A 15,250-nucleotide genomic window follows, 5' to 3' on the forward strand; every position below is an offset into this window, starting at 1 on the left:
CATGCTTGGCAACTACTTAAAAATCGCTTTCAGGAGCATTGTGAATAATAAGGTTTACTCTGCAATCAACATCATAGGATTGTCCCTGGGGCTTACCTGCTGCCTTGCAATCGGACTCTATATTGCCGATGAGCTTTCATACGATCGTTTTCATTCCCATTTCAGTTCCATCTACCGGGTTATTGAAAAACAAAAGCAGGCCGATGGTGACTATACGGTTGCCGTTACACCTGGCCCGCTTGCAGTGACATTAAAAAAAGATTTGCCCGAAATTATTGAAACGGTCCGCGTAGGCCGGTGGGGCGGCACGTTTTCGAACGGAAAACGGACCTCAGAAGCGCAAAACCTGCTGATTGTAGATCCATCGTTTTTCAGCATTTTCGACTTCCCCCTTGTTGCAGGTAATTCTGCCAAAATGTTTCAAGGCGTTAATGAAGTGATCATCAGTGAATCCATGGCGCAAAAGTTGTTCGGGACTAACTGGATAAGAAAATCGGTGATCGGCAAAACCCTTTCATTCAATAGTCAGCAGCCGCTGACGCTTGTTGGTGTCGCAAAAAACCCGCCGGTACATTCTCATTTACAGTTTGATGCATTGCTTCCATTTAAATACCTGGTTAGCATCGACCCATGGAGCGATAAATGGAACAGCAACAATTTTCATACATACCTGCGGGTGCGCCCGGAAACGGATATGGCTGCTTTTAGCTCAAAGATTCTTCCACATTTGAGCCGCTACTCGGAAGACAAATCAACTAAACTTGCCTTACAGCCGTTATCCGAGATTTACCTAAAATCTAAATTTGATTTTAAAACCGATTGGGGCAAACGAAGTGAGATCCTGTATGTCCGGATTTTTGTCGCTGTCGCGTTTATTATCCTTCTAATCGCCATTGTAAATTTTGTCAACCTGGCAACAGCAAGAGCGTCCAAACGGGCCAAAGAAGTCGGCGTCCGCAAAACGATTGGCGCGCAAAAGTCTAGCTTGGTGATTCAGTTTCTATGTGAATCTTTCCTGATGACGATCACTGCGGTAGCCGGCGCCTTTATATTAACGCAGCTATTTCTGCCATTTTTTAATGCACTGTCCGGCAAGGAGCTGACACTACCCTATGAATCGGCCCGTTTCTGGCTGGTGGTTGCAGGATTAACCATTTTAGTGGGGTTACTGACGGGCCTTTACCCTGCGTTTTTCCTTTCTACATTCCGTCCGGCGCGCGTGTTGAAAGGTGTTTTTGATGTTAAATCGGGAAAGACATTTCGCCAGTCCCTGGTAATAGCCCAATTTGCGATTTCAGTCATATTGGGAATCGGCACACTGGTAATCCATCTGCAACTGGATTTTATTCAAAACAGAAAACTCGGCTTTAATCAGTCGCAGCTCATGTTTGTGCAGTTAAAGGGTGATTTGCGAGGTAAAGCGCTCGCATTCAAAGAAGACATAATGCATTTGACTGGTGTGGAGCGTGCTTCGGCAACAACGAGCAATTTGGTAGATGTATCCAATTCCACGCAAATAGAATGGGAAGGGCAATCGCCCAAAGATCAGTTCCTGATCACACAGATGAATGTGGACGCTGATTTCTTGAAGACAACGGGGATTTCGCTTTCATCCGGACGGAATTTTTCCAATCAGATTGCTTCGGACACATCCGGCAGCAACGGGAATTACTTGATCAATGAAACGGCCGCAAAACGAATGGGCTGGACGCCGGAAAAAGCGCTGGGCAAGTCAATTAAATTCTGGGGCTCCCAGGGAAAGATCATCGGCGTATTGAAAGATTTTCACTTCCGGCCTTTGCAGGTGTCGATCGAACCTTTTGTTTTCCGCTACCGCCCCAGGGACTTTTATTTTACTATTTTGATTAAAACAAATCCCCGGGCACTAAAAAATACCATTAGCAGCATTGATCAAATTTGCAAAACATACGATCCGGCCAGTCCACTCAATTACGGGTTTGTAGACCAGGAGCTGAAAACGCTATATAAAACTGAGCAACGCACAGGTGAAATCGTGCTTAATTTTTCCATGCTGGCCATCTTCGTATCCTGCCTGGGTCTTTTCGGGCTTGCAACTTTTACAGCTGAACAACGCAGAAAAGAAATCGGTGTTCGCAAAGTAATGGGCGCTTCCATTGCTGGTATTGTGAGCTTGTTATCAAAGGATTTTGTCAAACTGATCATGCTCGCCATCGTTATTGCTTCACCCGTAGCCTGGTGGCTTATGACAAACTGGCTCCAAAGCTTCGCCTATAAAATCGAGCTCCAATGGTGGATGTTTGCTATTGCCGGAATACTTTCCATGTTGGTCGGCGTAGCAACCGTCAGCTTTCAAAGCGTAAAAGCAGCGCTTTCAAATCCTGTGAAGGCGTTGAAGAGTGAATAAATGTTTGTTTTGAAAACAGCAGAGATACTCTACATTCAGGCCTGTTACAAAATATTATTTGTTATAAATGTTTTGGGACTTGAACCTGATATTCATCTCAGTAAATCGCCCGTAAGTCATGAAGACAAGGTTGTTAATTTCCGCTATTGCAATGCTGTTTACCATCACGTCTACAACAGGCTGTGACGACCGCGATGCTATTTCAACAAAGACCCAGGAGGCATATTTCGCGGTTGTTTATGCCAATGACGCCTGGGTCCACCAGTTTCGGGGATTCATTGTAAACAAAGAAGGAAAGGTGATAACCTTTGACAAACCTCAAAATTGGCATCAGTTCGACCAGGGCTCAGAATTGACCCCGCAACAACTAATTGAAAACTTGTCCAAGACAACCCCATCATCGGTGATTATTCCAGCGGAAGAATTCACTAGATATGCGGCAAAAGTCAATTCAGTTAGCAATGCAGACTTATCCAAGCCGCAAGCCGTCGGGGCGGATGGGGGATCGACAAGTTTTTACGCTTTCCGCCTGGACAAAGGGGCGTATAAGCCTGTTTTGCTCAAACAGACCGGTGACGTGCAAATCAAAAACGACAATGAAACTGCCACAGAAATGGCGCCCTGGCTGGAAGGCATTATGCTTGAAGTTTATTAAAAATCAATGAAGCGGCCAGGAGCCCGGTGCATCATTATAACTAGCATATTGATCGGACACCTAAAACATGTTGGACATGGCTTTTAGCCGTTTTTCGAGCTCCTCAATCGTGGGCAATTTCCCTTTTAAGTTTTCTAGTATTATCGTCAAGTCCTTCCTTAACCGGAATTCCCGTTAAGTAACTAATCATGCAAGCTACAGGATATTCTTTCCTGATTCATTAAGCTTAATTGCTACCTTAGGATAAACCTTAACAGTCCCTTATGAAAACACTTTCCCGCCCATTCATTACACTTGTTTTTTGCCTTTTCGCCCAACACCTTTTTGCCCAGGCTATTTTTTTGAAGGTGGATCAGCTCACCACTGATGGTAGCCCATATGAAGGATTCACGGATTATGTTGAAATTAATAGCAGACAACTAGGAGCAATCAAAGAAGTGTCTACGACAGCTGGTTCTGGTTCCGGTTCCGGCAAAGCGCAATTTCAGGAGTTGGTAATTACCAAACCCTCTGACAAGCTTTCAAACAGACTGTGGGATTTTTTGGTTAACGGAAAGAGGATCCAAGAAATGGAGATTGTGACCACTATTAATGCTGCCAATGGCGGGTCGCGAATCGTTGTCAATAAAATGGAGTTTAAAGATGTGCAGGTCTCAAACATTTCCAGTGCTGGGGTAAAGGACTGCGAGACAGGGTGTCAGGGAATTATAGAGAGCTTCAAATTGGTCTATACCCGCATTAAAATCACCACCTATTCTCAAAATGAAAATGGGGCCTGGCAAGCGGACCCATACGTCTTTATGTACAATGTTGCAAGCGGCCAGAATCAATTTTGATCTATGACCAGCATATTATGAGACTTCTCCTATACTGCATTGCCTGTCTTATGTGCTTCGGATCTGTTTTGGCACAAGGAACGATTCCTGAATCCCCTGTAAAGATTGCCGCAGACCGATTTCTTGCGATGACACAAGCGGATTACTATCCAAATCTGATTAAGCAAAAAACACGCATTTCACATGTCAATGCGTGTGACGAAAGCTCGTGTAGTGGAACAGGCTTGCCGGTGACGCTCATCAAATTTGAGGGCGAACGGATAGACGATGCAACCGTTTCATTGTCTTGGCAGACTAGCGAGGAAATCAATAATGATTATTTCGAATTAGAGCGCACCCTCAATCCAAGCTGGGGATTTGAAACGGTGGCCAAAGTAAAAGGTGCCGGTTCTATTGCATCGCTTCAAAGCTACCATCATATTGATTTTCATCAGTACGCGGGCTACACCTATTACCGGCTCAAACAAGTGGATTTTGACGGCACCTACCAGTACAGCGCAATTATCAGCATCAAAGGGAGCTCCGCCCTCCTATCGGTAACGGCGCTCCCAAATCCAGGCCAAGGCAAAACGATTGCTTTTAAAATCGATGGTTTAAAAGAATCTGAAAAGTTTACGAGTGTGATTTATGATGCACGCGGAGCAATCATTTATTCAGATATTGATCTCCGGACGATCTCAGAGCGACAGATCATCAAGCCAACATTAAAAGACATCTCTCCTGGAAAATACACCATTAAAGTCAAAAGCGCCAATCGCCAGGCCACATTCTCTTTCGTAGTTATTCCGTAAGATTGGTAGAGATAAACGGGCTTACCAGGCGCGCCTTTCCTAGGGCCTCCATTGTTTCAATTATAACGTGATCAAACCAATGAGATTTTTAGATTCTATCAGACGTAACATGTCACCATCTTCTAAACGCATCTATGCTAAGTTTGGAATAGTAATCATCATTTTACTGCATGCGATGACTCCGACTTTTGCCCAGGTAAAATCCAATGATAATAAAGTGGGTGATACCAAAAATGAGAATGAAGCCATGAAGCAGATGCTTGATTATTCGGGGCCAGGCAGCAATCATGCAATTTTGGCTCAGCTCGCTGGCACATGGAATTTTGTAGACCCGAAGCGCCCATTTATTAAGGGGATACTCATTAGGAAACCTATTTATGACGGCCGTTTCTACACTGTTGAAATCACAGGTGGCAAATTACCGCTGCCAATTGGAAATGGCAAAATGAAGGATGGCAACTATCAAAACTTGCAAATTGAAGGTTACGATAATCCACAGGCGAAGTTTGTTACCACTTCTGTTAATAATCACATTGGTAGTAACATTGAAATGCAGAATGGATCTTTTGATAAAGAAAAAAACGCTTTCACATATGATTGGGAAACAGAGCTCGTTCCTGGACTCAAAAAAGCTAACAGAAGGGTGCTAAGGATTGTTGACAAACAGCACTATACCGAGGAATATTACGAATTGCGGGATGGCAACCAAATCAAAATCAGGGAATTAGATTTTACCAAGTCAGCAGAATATTGACAATGCTCCTTAAATATTGTTAGCATACAGACACTATTCTCTTGACTCTTCATCGCCGTGACCAATCATTTTCGGTATAAGAGCTATCCACAACTCCTCCGCGGTGCGCAATTAAGTGTATCGAGTCCCATTGCGCATCTGCACTGTTATTAAAAGGAAGGACAAGAAACATAAGATAAGGCGAAAACTAGTTTCCATCATAAGCCTCTTGCAATTTGGCGATAATCATTTTTATTAGCAAGAAAGCAGGTGGCTTTCGTCTGTAAAACTCAGTTCATCCGCAATTTCGTTGATTCGCATGTCCGTATTCAATAACCGGATTTCGATAAGCCTTATTATGTATTTGGTGATATATTCCTGCAAGGTTTCTCCGGTTTGCTTTTTAAAATACCGGCCGAGATAACTAAATGAAATCCCCAGCTGCTTACTGATTCCCTCGGCTTTGAGATCTCGGGGTGTATGAATATGCTGCTGAATGTAGTGTAGAATATCCAGCACGGTTTCGCCAATATTTTCCTAGACCATTGCACGCCAGCCCCGTCCATAATGTATACCAGTTCTGACTGTATATTAATCTAGTATAATGAAAGCGATAATGACATTTCTGTTTTCCCTGACAACATTCCGAAGTTCTCAAGCGCAGGAGGCAGGCAAAGACACAACTTCTTCCTGGAAGATTTTAATTGGAGCCTGGTCATTGGTTGCCGTGGAAAACATACTGCCCGACAAAAGCAAGGTACAGCCATACGGTGAAAATCCGCAGGGTTTGTTGGTATTTGATTCTAAGGGACATTATGCGATCCAAATACTCAAAGCATTACGGCCGAAAATAGTCGCTAATGATAAGAATAAGGCAACTTCTGATGAAAATGCAGCATTTTGCCACGGAGCGGTTGAAGTTTTGGACAGAAAGGATTGTGAGTTTACTGTAATTCAGTAGTCTTATTTGAGGATACATAGCTGGTAGAATACAATTGCGCCATTGATAGTTTCAAAAGCCGTACATCTTTTTCCAAAGCTCCATGCTCTCCATTAGTTTTCAGAGGCTGCTATATCTGCTAGATGGTCCTGAGTAGGTGGTAAATGACCAATATTCCAAAGCTGCCCAATCCAACACCCCAGAGCCAATGGTTAACCGTCAGGCAATAGCCTAACGTCAATTTGGAGTTGCCCAGTAAAGACTTTTCGTAGATATCATATTCCGGGGAAAACGCACCCAACAAGTGATTATGAATTTTCATTGCCTGTAGTGGGAGCGATGATAAAATCCAGGCACTGCAAAATATAGCAGATCCTATCATTGCAAAGGCTAGCAAGGCAAGGAACTTTTCTGGACAATGATTGAGAGTTAGGCAATGGTCATCAAATGCAAACCATGCCAATCCTCCAATAGATAAAGTCTGTATACCAGACACCCATTTTGCCCACTCTTGGATAAGGCCTATTGCCTGCATTGCACCATCCCTGGATGTAATATATTTTTTTGGTGAGGGCAGAAAGCTAATTAGAGTAAATACAATGGCAAATGATAAGACAATCCCTAATAAGTAGCAATACCATTCCATTTCTGTATTTTGATCAAGTTTGACTCCCAAACTAAGTTGTTCACTCACAAATTAGCTCTTTCAATTTAAAAATAAAGTATTGTCCGATCAAAGGTAAATTAGTTAGCGGTGTAATGACTTGCTGCTAAATTACAGCACACGGTTTTTTACAAACTCCAATTTATCACCAGAAGTGCCGCCAACCACGAGCTCTGGGCTAAAATAGGAAATTTGCTGAACACTTAGTTTGAAGACTTTCACCCATTGACATGAGCTTTCTTCAGTGAGCACCTAAATGATCAGCTCCATTTATCACCGCATTAACATTTAAAATCAATAATGGAGTGTTTTAGGATACTTAAAATTATTCTGCTATTCCCAAAGTTCACACTACGTATAGATATTGTCGTTCTGAAGGCGACTGCGCGGCGTCTACGAAGCAAATGATCCGATTGGTATCTTTCCGTTGTGTTCAAAGGACGTGATTATTACACCGGTAGTCGAGATTGCATGTTTGACGAGTTTGAAGTTAGATGGAACTGTCCCCTCCCCAAAAAGTCTTTTCCCTTTTCCAATAACAAGGGGATAGATCCAAATATTCATTTGATCAATAAGTCCATGGTGTAGCAAAGATTGAATCAGGTTGGCGCTACCATGTACTTGCAGGTCAATGCCATCGCTTAACCTTAGGGCTCTTATCTGGTCAATTGTATCCTGATTGAGCAAAATCGTATTTTCCCAAGTTGCATTTGTTAATGAATTTGTCGCAACATATTTGTTGATCCGATTAAATAAGTCAGCTGTGGGATCATCTTTCAGCAATGGCCAGTGGGCCGCAAAAATTTCGTACGTAACTCGGCCTAACAAAAGGTCATATGGGTGCTTCATTGCTTCAATCATTGCGTCATTCATAACATGATCCCATTGTGTTACCGACCAGCCACCATATTCAAATCCACTATCGGTATCTTCATCCGGGCCGCCCGGAGCCTGCATTACACCATCCAATGTCATGAAGGTGTTCGTAATAATCTTTCTCATTTGTTTATAAATATGATTTGACGGAGCAATATTATGAAAAGAGCTTAAATCAAGGTGGGTGCAAAAACGACTATTAAATGGGGGTAATGCGACAAAGCCAACGCATAACCGTCTTATGAAACGTCCAATTACGACAACTCTAACCTTAAATTTTTTACAGAGCCTATTAACAATGGAATGTTAGCGGATGTAACCCAGCACTTTTCCGCAATGGGTTTGAACAACAGCGGAATCAGCATTGGTTGAAGGCTTGTAAGTCCATTTCAATTTTAAAGAAGATTGACCTCCGGATTCGTTACAAATGATCTGGCAATATTTTTCCAATTGTTCTCGCCCGGACAGTGCCTGTTCGATTTTGAACAAGTTTATTTGGCCAGAAGCTACATTCAGGGCTTTCAGAGCATATTTCATTTCTGGTGCAGTATTTGTTTTGCATAATTAAAACTAATACTCACTCAAAAGATGAAGCGGACATTCCTGGGAGAATTCGAAGAGATTGTGTTACTGGTCGTCGCAGCCTGCACCGATCCGGCGTATGGAGTTACTATTTGGGAAAGCATTCAGCAGACAACCGGTCGGACGATCACGTTGAGTGCGGTGCACGCCACTTTATATCGGTTGGAGGAAAAAGGCTTTCTTACCTCCGAGATGGGCGGCGCGACAGCTGAGCGTGGCGGCCGGAGAAAACGGTTTTTTACCATTACCAATTACGGAAGCCGCTCATTACAGGAAATCCAGGAAATTCGTCAGCAGCTCTGGAAAGCCATTCCGCAGGAAAAAATGCACCCAAAATTAAGTTTTTCCTGAGCCATGAAAAACAAAGAGAACCTTCCACCACAATGGATCGACGCGATTTTAAAAGCTGTCATTGCACCGCATTTTCTCGAAGATGTACTCGGCGACCTTCACGAAGTTCACGCCAGAAATAGCCATCGGGATCAGCCATTAAAAGCCAGGTTTGCTTATCTGGGAATGGCCGTCACCTACCTCAGACCGTATTTCATCCGAAGAAGGCCCAGTCCATATTCATCCACTTATTTATTTAGCCCTGAAATGATAAAAAACTATCTCAAAATCGCAATGCGGACGCTTGCCAAAAACAAGGCATACAGCTTCATTAACATAACCGGATTAGCCATGGGAATGGCCGTGGCGATGCTGATCGGCTTATGGATTTATGATGAATTGTCCTACGACAGGTATCACAAGAATTATAGCAGCATTGTGCAGGTAATGCAGCACCAGACTAGTAATGGTGTCACCAACACCCAAAACTCGGTTCCGTATCCGCTGGCAAATGAGCTTCGCAGTAAATATGGCAGCGATTTCAAGCACATTGTCATGTCGAGCTGGACGTCGCCGCACATTCTCGCATTTGGTGACAGAAAAGTAAGCAAAAGCGGTAGCTATATGGAGCCTGCCGCGCCGGAAATGCTCACGCTAAAAATGCTTGCAGGAACCTGGGCCGGGCTCAAAGAACCTAATTCCATCCTGATTTCAAGGTCTGTTGCCGACGCGCTTTTCGGCGAATCCGACCCGATCGATAAGGTGATTAAAATAGATAATAGTCAGAATGTGAAGGTTACCGGCGTCTACGAGGATCTACCTTATAACACCACCTTCCGCGGATTGACTTTTCTTGCGCCGTGGTCACTTTACGAAATTATCAACCCTTCTTTGAAAACGATGGAAGATCCGTGGAGGCCCAACAGCTATCAGATTTTCGCGCAATTGAACGAGCATGCTGATGTTGAGAAGGTATCTGCGCGCATTAAAGATGTCAAAAAGAAAAATATCCGGAAGGAACAGCTGAAATTCAAACCGGATGTTTTCGTGAACCCGATGGAGAAATGGTATCTGCATTCAACTTTCAAAAATGGTCACCGTGTCGGCGGAAGAATTGAAAATGTGTGGCTTTTTGGCATGATCGGCACTTTTGTACTGCTTCTTGCTTGCATTAACTTCATGAATCTGAGTACCGCCCGCTCAGAAAAACGTGCTCGGGAAGTTGGAATCCGAAAGGCAGTCGGATCTGTCAGAAACCAGTTGGTCACCCAGTTTTTAAGTGAATCAATGTTGGTCGTTTCATTTGCATTTATCGTGTCATTACTGCTTGTTTTGCTGATGCTTCCGTTCTTTAATGATGTAGCGGACAAAAAACTTGAAATTCTCTGGGCCAGTCCTGTTTTCTGGGTTTTGGGATTGAGCTTCACATTTCTGACTGCCTTCATTGCCGGAAGTTACCCGGCATTATATCTGTCTTCATTTCAGCCTGTTAAAGTATTGAAAGGCACTTTCAAGGCTGGACGTTTTGCTGCGGTGCCAAGACAAACGCTCGTAATTGTTCAGTTTACCGTTTCGATCATTCTGATCATTGGTACAATCGTGGTTTTCCGGCAAATCCAGTTCGCTAAAAACCGGCCCGTGGGCTACACAAAAGATGGCCTGGTGACCGTTTATTTATGGACTCCCGAGATCCACAACCACTTCGAAGTTGTGAGAAATGAGCTTAAAAGCAACAATGCGATCGTTGAAATGGCCGAATCCAATAGTCCGGCAACAAACAACTGGGCGTCCACCAGCGGCATTGTCTGGAAAGATAAAGACCCGGCGCAATCCATTGATTTTAGCTACAATAATGTGTCCTACGAGTACGCACAAACAGTCGGCTGGAAATTTGTAGACGGACGGAACTTCAGCCGCGACTTTGCCAGCGATTCATCAGGGCTGATCGTGAATGAGGCTGCGGTCAAATTCATGGGTTTGAAGAATCCGGTTGGGGAGAATTTAATGTGGTTTGACTCGCACGTAAAGATTATCGGCGTCGTGAAGGACATGATCATCGAGTCACCCTATGAAAATGTCAGGCCGCTGGTTTACAGTCTGGCCGACGATATGGGTGGTGTAATCAGTTTGCGCATTAACCCAAAACTGAGTGCGAGCGCCGCATTGCAGAAAGTGGAAAGTGTTTTCAAAAAATACGACCCCGGGGTTCCATTTGAGGCACACTTTGTCGACCAGGATTACGACGGGAAGTTTTACGACGAAATGCGCATTGCAAAACTGACGTCATTCTTTTCTGCTCTTGCCATTCTGATCAGCTGCCTGGGGCTATTCGGTGTTGCCTCATTCATCGCCGAGCAGCGTACGAAGGAAATCGGCGTCCGGAAGGTTTTGGGAGCGACCGTTATCAACGTTTGGGGAATGCTTTCGAGGGACTTTGTGATCCTTATCTGCATCGCATTCATCATTGCCGCGCCGATTTCCTACTATTTCCTGAGCGGCTGGCTTAAAAAATACACCTATCGCACCGAAATTTCCTGGTGGATCTTTATGGTGACGGGTGCCGGAACGCTAATGATCACATTAATGACTGTCAGTTTCCAGGCCATCAAGGCAGCATTGATGAACCCGATTAAAAGCTTGCGTTCGGAGTGACGTTGGCGTTGTTCGTGACATCAGCAAAGGCCAGAGCCGACCAATATCTCTATCCTTTGGTTTCAACCCGAGGGCTTGACCTCACACGCTATGAAATCCGGATCTTTGCTGCGCCAGATTGATGTCAGATCGGCTTAACAGCGCTAAGGGTATAAATGTGTCCAGAAATTAATGAGCCGGCAATAAAGATTGCCAGCTCATCTGACGAGCCTTCAATTAAGGCCACCGGACACTTTAATCCTTTCGCCCGTAACCCACTTAGCGGCATCGGATGCAAGAAAGACAACAACTGATGCGATTTCTTCCGGCGTTCCGAAACGGCCCATTGGCGTTGCAGCAATCATCGCATTTTCTAACTCTTTACCCATTACATTAATAAGAGCACGGGCGCCTTCTGTTTCAGTACTACCAGGCGCAATTGTATTAACCCTGATTTTACGGGTTGCGAATTCCTTTGCGTAAGCTAGTGTTAATGCTTCGATCGCTGCTTTCGATGCAGCATACACGCCGGTGTATGGACCAGGGTTCTGGCTGGCTACCGAACTAATGTTAATTATACTTCCACCGGTTTCCGGGAAATGTTTCAATGCTTCCTGTATGGCGAGTACTGTTCCGAGCACATTCGTGTTGAATTGCCTATGGAATTCTTCTTCCAAAACAGATTCTGCCGGACCAAACTTCCCTACACCAGCATTATTGACTAGGATATCAATGGCACCAAAATTGCTTTTAGATTCTTCGAAGATGCGCTTGATATCCACGATTTTACTTACGTCGCCTTGTATAGCTATGGCTTTACCGCCGTTTGAAACAATTTCAGTCACAACCCGGGCAGCACCTTCCCTGCTTTCTGCAAAGTTAACAACAACAGATGCGCCTTCTGCGGCCATAGTTTTCGCTATTGCAGCCCCGATTCCCTTTGATGCACCAGTAATAACTGCTACTCTTCCTTTTAATTTTAGATCCATTTTTATTAGTCGTTTGTTTGAACAAAGCTACTTTGACTAACTTTACTTTGTATATGTATTTCCCAAAGGGAAGTGCTTTCCTCTGAGAAACTGATTAAACTATTGCTTATCATGCAGAAAAAAGTTTTTAAAGACGAGAAGCCCACATTTTGCCGTTCGCAGCTTCGAGCTATCCACGATACGATGGACATACTTAGTGGAAAATGGAAAATCACCATCATTGGGTGTCTTCATTTTGGCACGAAGCAATTCATGGATCTCCTGCGGGAGGTCGAGGGGATAGGTCCAAAGATGCTTTCTAAGGAGCTCCACGAGCTGGCAATCAACGGGCTGGTTAACCGTACTGTACAAGATACCAGGCCTATTACAGTTAAATATGAACTTACCGATTATGGCACGACGCTGAGGCCCATAATCCTCGCCATGGCAACCTGGGGAACGGAGCATAGGAAAAAAATTATCACAGGTGACGAGCACTTTGAGAAAACCGAGTCTGTCGATCGTGAAAATGCATATCAATGAGCTTTGTGATGTTTGATATGAATTGACACCCCTACTCCGACAATGGAAGGCAGGGTCCTTTTCATTCGCTTGGAATTTTCGGACCTGCAGGCGGGCTCCATTCGACGCTGTCCGACATGCATTCCTGACAACCCAAGATCATCATGTTATTGGCTACCCCGTATAACGGTTAACCGTAAGTGACATAGACTTACTGGATTATTACAGGATCGCTTGGCGCAAATAATTGCCCTGATGATGATGGTGAAAATACTTTGCGCATATTTTCTCCTGACCATCGCTGATTGCTGCGAGCCATATCTGGGCCCAGTTGCATTTGTGCTAATTATGAGGGTCCTCAGCCCTATCCAAGTCACTTACATTTTGCGAACAGCATAAGCTAATGGCCTTTACTGAAACGCCCGCCTGAATTCAAGCGGGGATTGTTTGGTTTTATTCTTGAATAACTTGCTGAATGATTGCAAGTGTTCAAAGCCTAGTTCGTAAGCAATTTCACTCACCGTCAAATCCGTTGTTGACAGCTTTTGCTTGGCGATTGCAATCAATTTCTCCTGAATGTGTTGCTGCGTATTAAGCCCGGTCAGTGTTTTTAGTAGCCCGCTCAAATAGTTGGGAGATACATTTAGCTTCTCGGAAATGAACTGAACAGACGGAGGTCCATAGAGTAGCTGTTTTTTTTGGTCAAAATAATCATCCAGTAAAGCCTCTAATTTTGAAAGTATGTGATGATTGTTGATGTTTCGGGTAATAAACTGCCTGTTGTAAAACCGGTCAGCATACCGGAAAAGCCCTTCCAGTTGGGCTACAATAATCAGTTGGGAAAATTGATCAATGTTACTCTGTATTTCCCGGCTAATATTTTCAATGATGCCTTTGAGTGTTTCTTCTTCTTTTTCCGATAGAAAAAGTGCTTCATGACATGCGTATCCAAAGAAATTATAGCGACCGATATCTTTGGATAAACTTGTATTCCAAAGGAAATCCGGATGGAAAAGCAGCAGCCAGCCCGATGGTTTGGAATTTATGTTTTCCAACGCTTCAAGGCGCAGTACTTGACCGGGTGCTAAAAAATACATGACTCCCTCATCGAAATCGTAGGTCTGCTGGCCATAGAACAACTTATTAGTCAGATCCCGCTTTATTGAAATAGAAAAAAAATCGAAAACTGTGCTCGATGTATTTTTTTCATGTGCATTTGAAACAGTGGAATAGTCTACCAGGCTGATCAACGGATGAAGTGGCGAAGACAACCCCGCCACCCGGTGAAATTCAGTGATGGACTTTATTCTAAGCGGTGCATTACTTACCATTTAGCGTTCATTTTTTAATTTTTCCGTTGCTTTCCGAATCGTCGAATCTACCATTTTTAATGCGGTATCTGGTGCAATACGACTCATTATTTTCAACAACTTGGACAAGCCCGGTTTGATTTCGCTGGTATCTTTCATAATGCCCTTAATAGCAACGCTGACCATTTTATCGGTTTTCATATTGATGCTGCTGTCTACTAATCCTTCAAATGGGTCTCCAAGGGAAGTATCAGTGGCAGGCGGGGCAAGTTCAATGATCTTAATATTTGTATCTCTTAATTGCAGCCGCAATATTTGAGTATAAGCATGAATGCCTGCCTTGGCAGCACTATATACTGGCGACAAGGGGAAAGGAAGAAAAGCCAAACCAGAAGAAACATTTACGACCGCCGCCGATGGCCGGTTCAGCAAATAAGGCAAAAACTGGTGCACCATCTGAATGGTTCCTGAAAGATTAATATCGATTTCAGAAGTAATATCCGTCAGGTTCAAGCCTTGGTCCCGCAGATCCAGGTTCCGCATGATTCCGGCATTGTTAATGATGATATTCAGGTTAGGAAACTGCTGAGTCACTAAGGTATATAGTTCCCGGATATCTTCCGGTTTGCTTACATCGCTTTGAAATGTATGAATCAGTGGGAATTGTGATTTGACTTTCATAAGCTTGCGGGCATCCCGCCCGGTAACGATGATGTCGGAAGGGCCAAGCGGCAACAATTGTTTCACCATTTCCAAACCAATGCCATTGGTTCCGCCTGTAATTAATATCGTGCTGTTTTTTATGTCCATTTTGAATAATATTTATATAGACAAAGTTCGGCACCAAACCCTTAAACGATTTATCCAAATCTATTTATAGTTTATCCAAATATTTGACAGATTGTATGACTGCCAGGCTAGTATCCCTAAAAACTGTAAAGGATTATATAACCTGAAAAAATAATGATTGTTAACTATCGACTGTTGGCCGTTACCGTGCGCCCGGGTATGATCCCGAGGATTATG

Annotated in this window: 16 protein-coding genes; 9 read left to right on the forward strand and 7 right to left on the reverse strand. The window is 43.7% G+C overall.

What is annotated here, in order from left to right:
* The first annotated feature begins 1 nt into the window (after position 1).
* From LZG73_RS17885 to LZG73_RS17905, 5 genes are all read left to right on the forward strand, one after another.
* Positions 2–2,386 carry an ABC transporter permease gene (locus LZG73_RS17885; RefSeq protein ID WP_233853144.1) on the forward strand — a complete coding sequence of 795 codons (2,385 nt, stop codon included), beginning with the start codon at positions 2–4 and terminating at the stop codon, positions 2,384–2,386.
* 118 nt (positions 2,387–2,504) lie between these two features.
* Positions 2,505–3,041: a hypothetical protein gene (locus LZG73_RS17890; RefSeq protein WP_233853145.1), complete on the forward strand. Its 537-nt coding sequence runs from the start codon at positions 2,505–2,507 to the stop codon at positions 3,039–3,041.
* A gap of 263 nt (positions 3,042–3,304) precedes the next feature.
* Positions 3,305–3,877, forward strand: a complete 573-nt coding sequence (locus LZG73_RS17895) for a type VI secretion system tube protein Hcp (RefSeq protein ID WP_233853146.1) — start codon at positions 3,305–3,307, stop codon at positions 3,875–3,877.
* Between the two features lie 17 nt (positions 3,878–3,894).
* Positions 3,895–4,668 carry a T9SS type A sorting domain-containing protein gene (locus LZG73_RS17900; protein WP_233853147.1) on the forward strand — a complete coding sequence of 258 codons (774 nt, stop codon included), beginning with the start codon at positions 3,895–3,897 and terminating at the stop codon, positions 4,666–4,668.
* Positions 4,669–4,735: 67 nt separating this feature from the next.
* Positions 4,736–5,422 (forward strand): DUF1579 family protein, encoded by a 687-nt coding sequence (locus LZG73_RS17905; protein ID WP_233853148.1) that lies wholly within the window; start codon positions 4,736–4,738, stop codon positions 5,420–5,422.
* 234 nt (positions 5,423–5,656) lie between these two features.
* Here the strand turns inward: LZG73_RS17905 and LZG73_RS17910 are convergent, their stop codons facing one another.
* On the reverse strand, positions 5,657–5,920 hold the full coding sequence (locus tag LZG73_RS17910) for a helix-turn-helix domain-containing protein (RefSeq protein ID WP_233853149.1): 264 nt from the start codon (positions 5,918–5,920) through the stop codon (positions 5,657–5,659).
* Between the two features lie 85 nt (positions 5,921–6,005).
* Between LZG73_RS17910 and LZG73_RS17915 the strand changes: the two genes are divergently transcribed.
* Positions 6,006–6,362, forward strand: coding sequence for a lipocalin-like domain-containing protein (locus tag LZG73_RS17915; RefSeq protein WP_233853151.1), 357 nt, complete (start codon positions 6,006–6,008; stop codon positions 6,360–6,362).
* 118 nt (positions 6,363–6,480) lie between these two features.
* Here the strand turns inward: LZG73_RS17915 and LZG73_RS17920 are convergent, their stop codons facing one another.
* From LZG73_RS17920 to LZG73_RS17930, 3 genes are all read right to left on the reverse strand, one after another.
* Complete coding sequence (locus LZG73_RS17920; RefSeq protein WP_233853153.1) at positions 6,481–7,035, reverse strand: hypothetical protein; 555 nt, start codon at positions 7,033–7,035, stop codon at positions 6,481–6,483.
* 363 nt (positions 7,036–7,398) lie between these two features.
* Positions 7,399–8,007: a dihydrofolate reductase family protein gene (locus LZG73_RS17925; protein ID WP_233853155.1), complete on the reverse strand. Its 609-nt coding sequence runs from the start codon at positions 8,005–8,007 to the stop codon at positions 7,399–7,401.
* A 180-nt stretch (positions 8,008–8,187) separates the two neighbouring features.
* Positions 8,188–8,418, reverse strand: coding sequence for a hypothetical protein (locus tag LZG73_RS17930; protein WP_233853157.1), 231 nt, complete (start codon positions 8,416–8,418; stop codon positions 8,188–8,190).
* Between the two features lie 51 nt (positions 8,419–8,469).
* On the opposite strand from LZG73_RS17930, the gene LZG73_RS17935 reads away from it, so the two are divergent.
* Both LZG73_RS17935 and LZG73_RS17940 read left to right on the forward strand, forming a co-directional pair.
* On the forward strand, positions 8,470–8,814 hold the full coding sequence (locus LZG73_RS17935; protein WP_233853159.1) for a PadR family transcriptional regulator: 345 nt from the start codon (positions 8,470–8,472) through the stop codon (positions 8,812–8,814).
* A gap of 3 nt (positions 8,815–8,817) precedes the next feature.
* The gene (locus LZG73_RS17940; protein ID WP_233853161.1) at positions 8,818–11,445 is read left to right on the forward strand and encodes an ABC transporter permease; all 2,628 of its coding nucleotides are present in this window, start codon (positions 8,818–8,820) and stop codon (positions 11,443–11,445) included.
* 212 nt (positions 11,446–11,657) lie between these two features.
* Here LZG73_RS17940 and LZG73_RS17945 read toward each other — a convergent pair whose 3' ends face one another.
* The gene (locus tag LZG73_RS17945; RefSeq protein WP_233853163.1) at positions 11,658–12,413 is read right to left on the reverse strand and encodes an SDR family NAD(P)-dependent oxidoreductase; all 756 of its coding nucleotides are present in this window, start codon (positions 12,411–12,413) and stop codon (positions 11,658–11,660) included.
* 111 nt (positions 12,414–12,524) lie between these two features.
* On the opposite strand from LZG73_RS17945, the gene LZG73_RS17950 reads away from it, so the two are divergent.
* On the forward strand, positions 12,525–12,935 hold the full coding sequence (locus LZG73_RS17950; RefSeq protein ID WP_233853165.1) for a helix-turn-helix domain-containing protein: 411 nt from the start codon (positions 12,525–12,527) through the stop codon (positions 12,933–12,935).
* Between the two features lie 389 nt (positions 12,936–13,324).
* Here LZG73_RS17950 and LZG73_RS17955 read toward each other — a convergent pair whose 3' ends face one another.
* Complete coding sequence (locus tag LZG73_RS17955; protein ID WP_233853166.1) at positions 13,325–14,245, reverse strand: AraC family transcriptional regulator; 921 nt, start codon at positions 14,243–14,245, stop codon at positions 13,325–13,327.
* Positions 14,246–15,034, reverse strand: coding sequence for an SDR family oxidoreductase (locus LZG73_RS17960; RefSeq protein WP_233853168.1), 789 nt, complete (start codon positions 15,032–15,034; stop codon positions 14,246–14,248). It lies immediately after the preceding gene.
* Positions 15,035–15,250: the final 216 nt, after the last annotated feature.

Source organism: Dyadobacter sp. CY326, assembly GCF_021390515.1.
Lineage (GTDB): Bacteria > Bacteroidota > Bacteroidia > Cytophagales > Spirosomataceae > Dyadobacter.

Bases quoted from the DNA above. Each gene is read 5' to 3' on its own strand.
- LZG73_RS17885 (WP_233853144.1), top strand. From the start codon at position 2: ATGCTTGGCAACTACTTAAAAATCGCTTTCAGGAGCATTGTGAATAAT.
- LZG73_RS17890 (WP_233853145.1), top strand. From the start codon at position 2,505: ATGAAGACAAGGTTGTTAATTTCCGCTATTGCAATGCTGTTTACCATC.
- LZG73_RS17895 (WP_233853146.1), top strand. From the start codon at position 3,305: ATGAAAACACTTTCCCGCCCATTCATTACACTTGTTTTTTGCCTTTTC.
- LZG73_RS17900 (WP_233853147.1), top strand. From the start codon at position 3,895: ATGAGACTTCTCCTATACTGCATTGCCTGTCTTATGTGCTTCGGATCT.
- LZG73_RS17915 (WP_233853151.1), top strand. From the start codon at position 6,006: ATGAAAGCGATAATGACATTTCTGTTTTCCCTGACAACATTCCGAAGT.
- LZG73_RS17925 (WP_233853155.1), bottom strand. From the start codon at position 8,007: ATGAGAAAGATTATTACGAACACCTTCATGACATTGGATGGTGTAATG.
- LZG73_RS17930 (WP_233853157.1), bottom strand. From the start codon at position 8,418: ATGAAATATGCTCTGAAAGCCCTGAATGTAGCTTCTGGCCAAATAAAC.
- LZG73_RS17935 (WP_233853159.1), top strand. From the start codon at position 8,470: ATGAAGCGGACATTCCTGGGAGAATTCGAAGAGATTGTGTTACTGGTC.
- LZG73_RS17940 (WP_233853161.1), top strand. From the start codon at position 8,818: ATGAAAAACAAAGAGAACCTTCCACCACAATGGATCGACGCGATTTTA.
- LZG73_RS17945 (WP_233853163.1), bottom strand. From the start codon at position 12,413: ATGGATCTAAAATTAAAAGGAAGAGTAGCAGTTATTACTGGTGCATCA.
- LZG73_RS17950 (WP_233853165.1), top strand. From the start codon at position 12,525: ATGCAGAAAAAAGTTTTTAAAGACGAGAAGCCCACATTTTGCCGTTCG.
- LZG73_RS17955 (WP_233853166.1), bottom strand. From the start codon at position 14,245: ATGGTAAGTAATGCACCGCTTAGAATAAAGTCCATCACTGAATTTCAC.
- LZG73_RS17960 (WP_233853168.1), bottom strand. From the start codon at position 15,034: ATGGACATAAAAAACAGCACGATATTAATTACAGGCGGAACCAATGGC.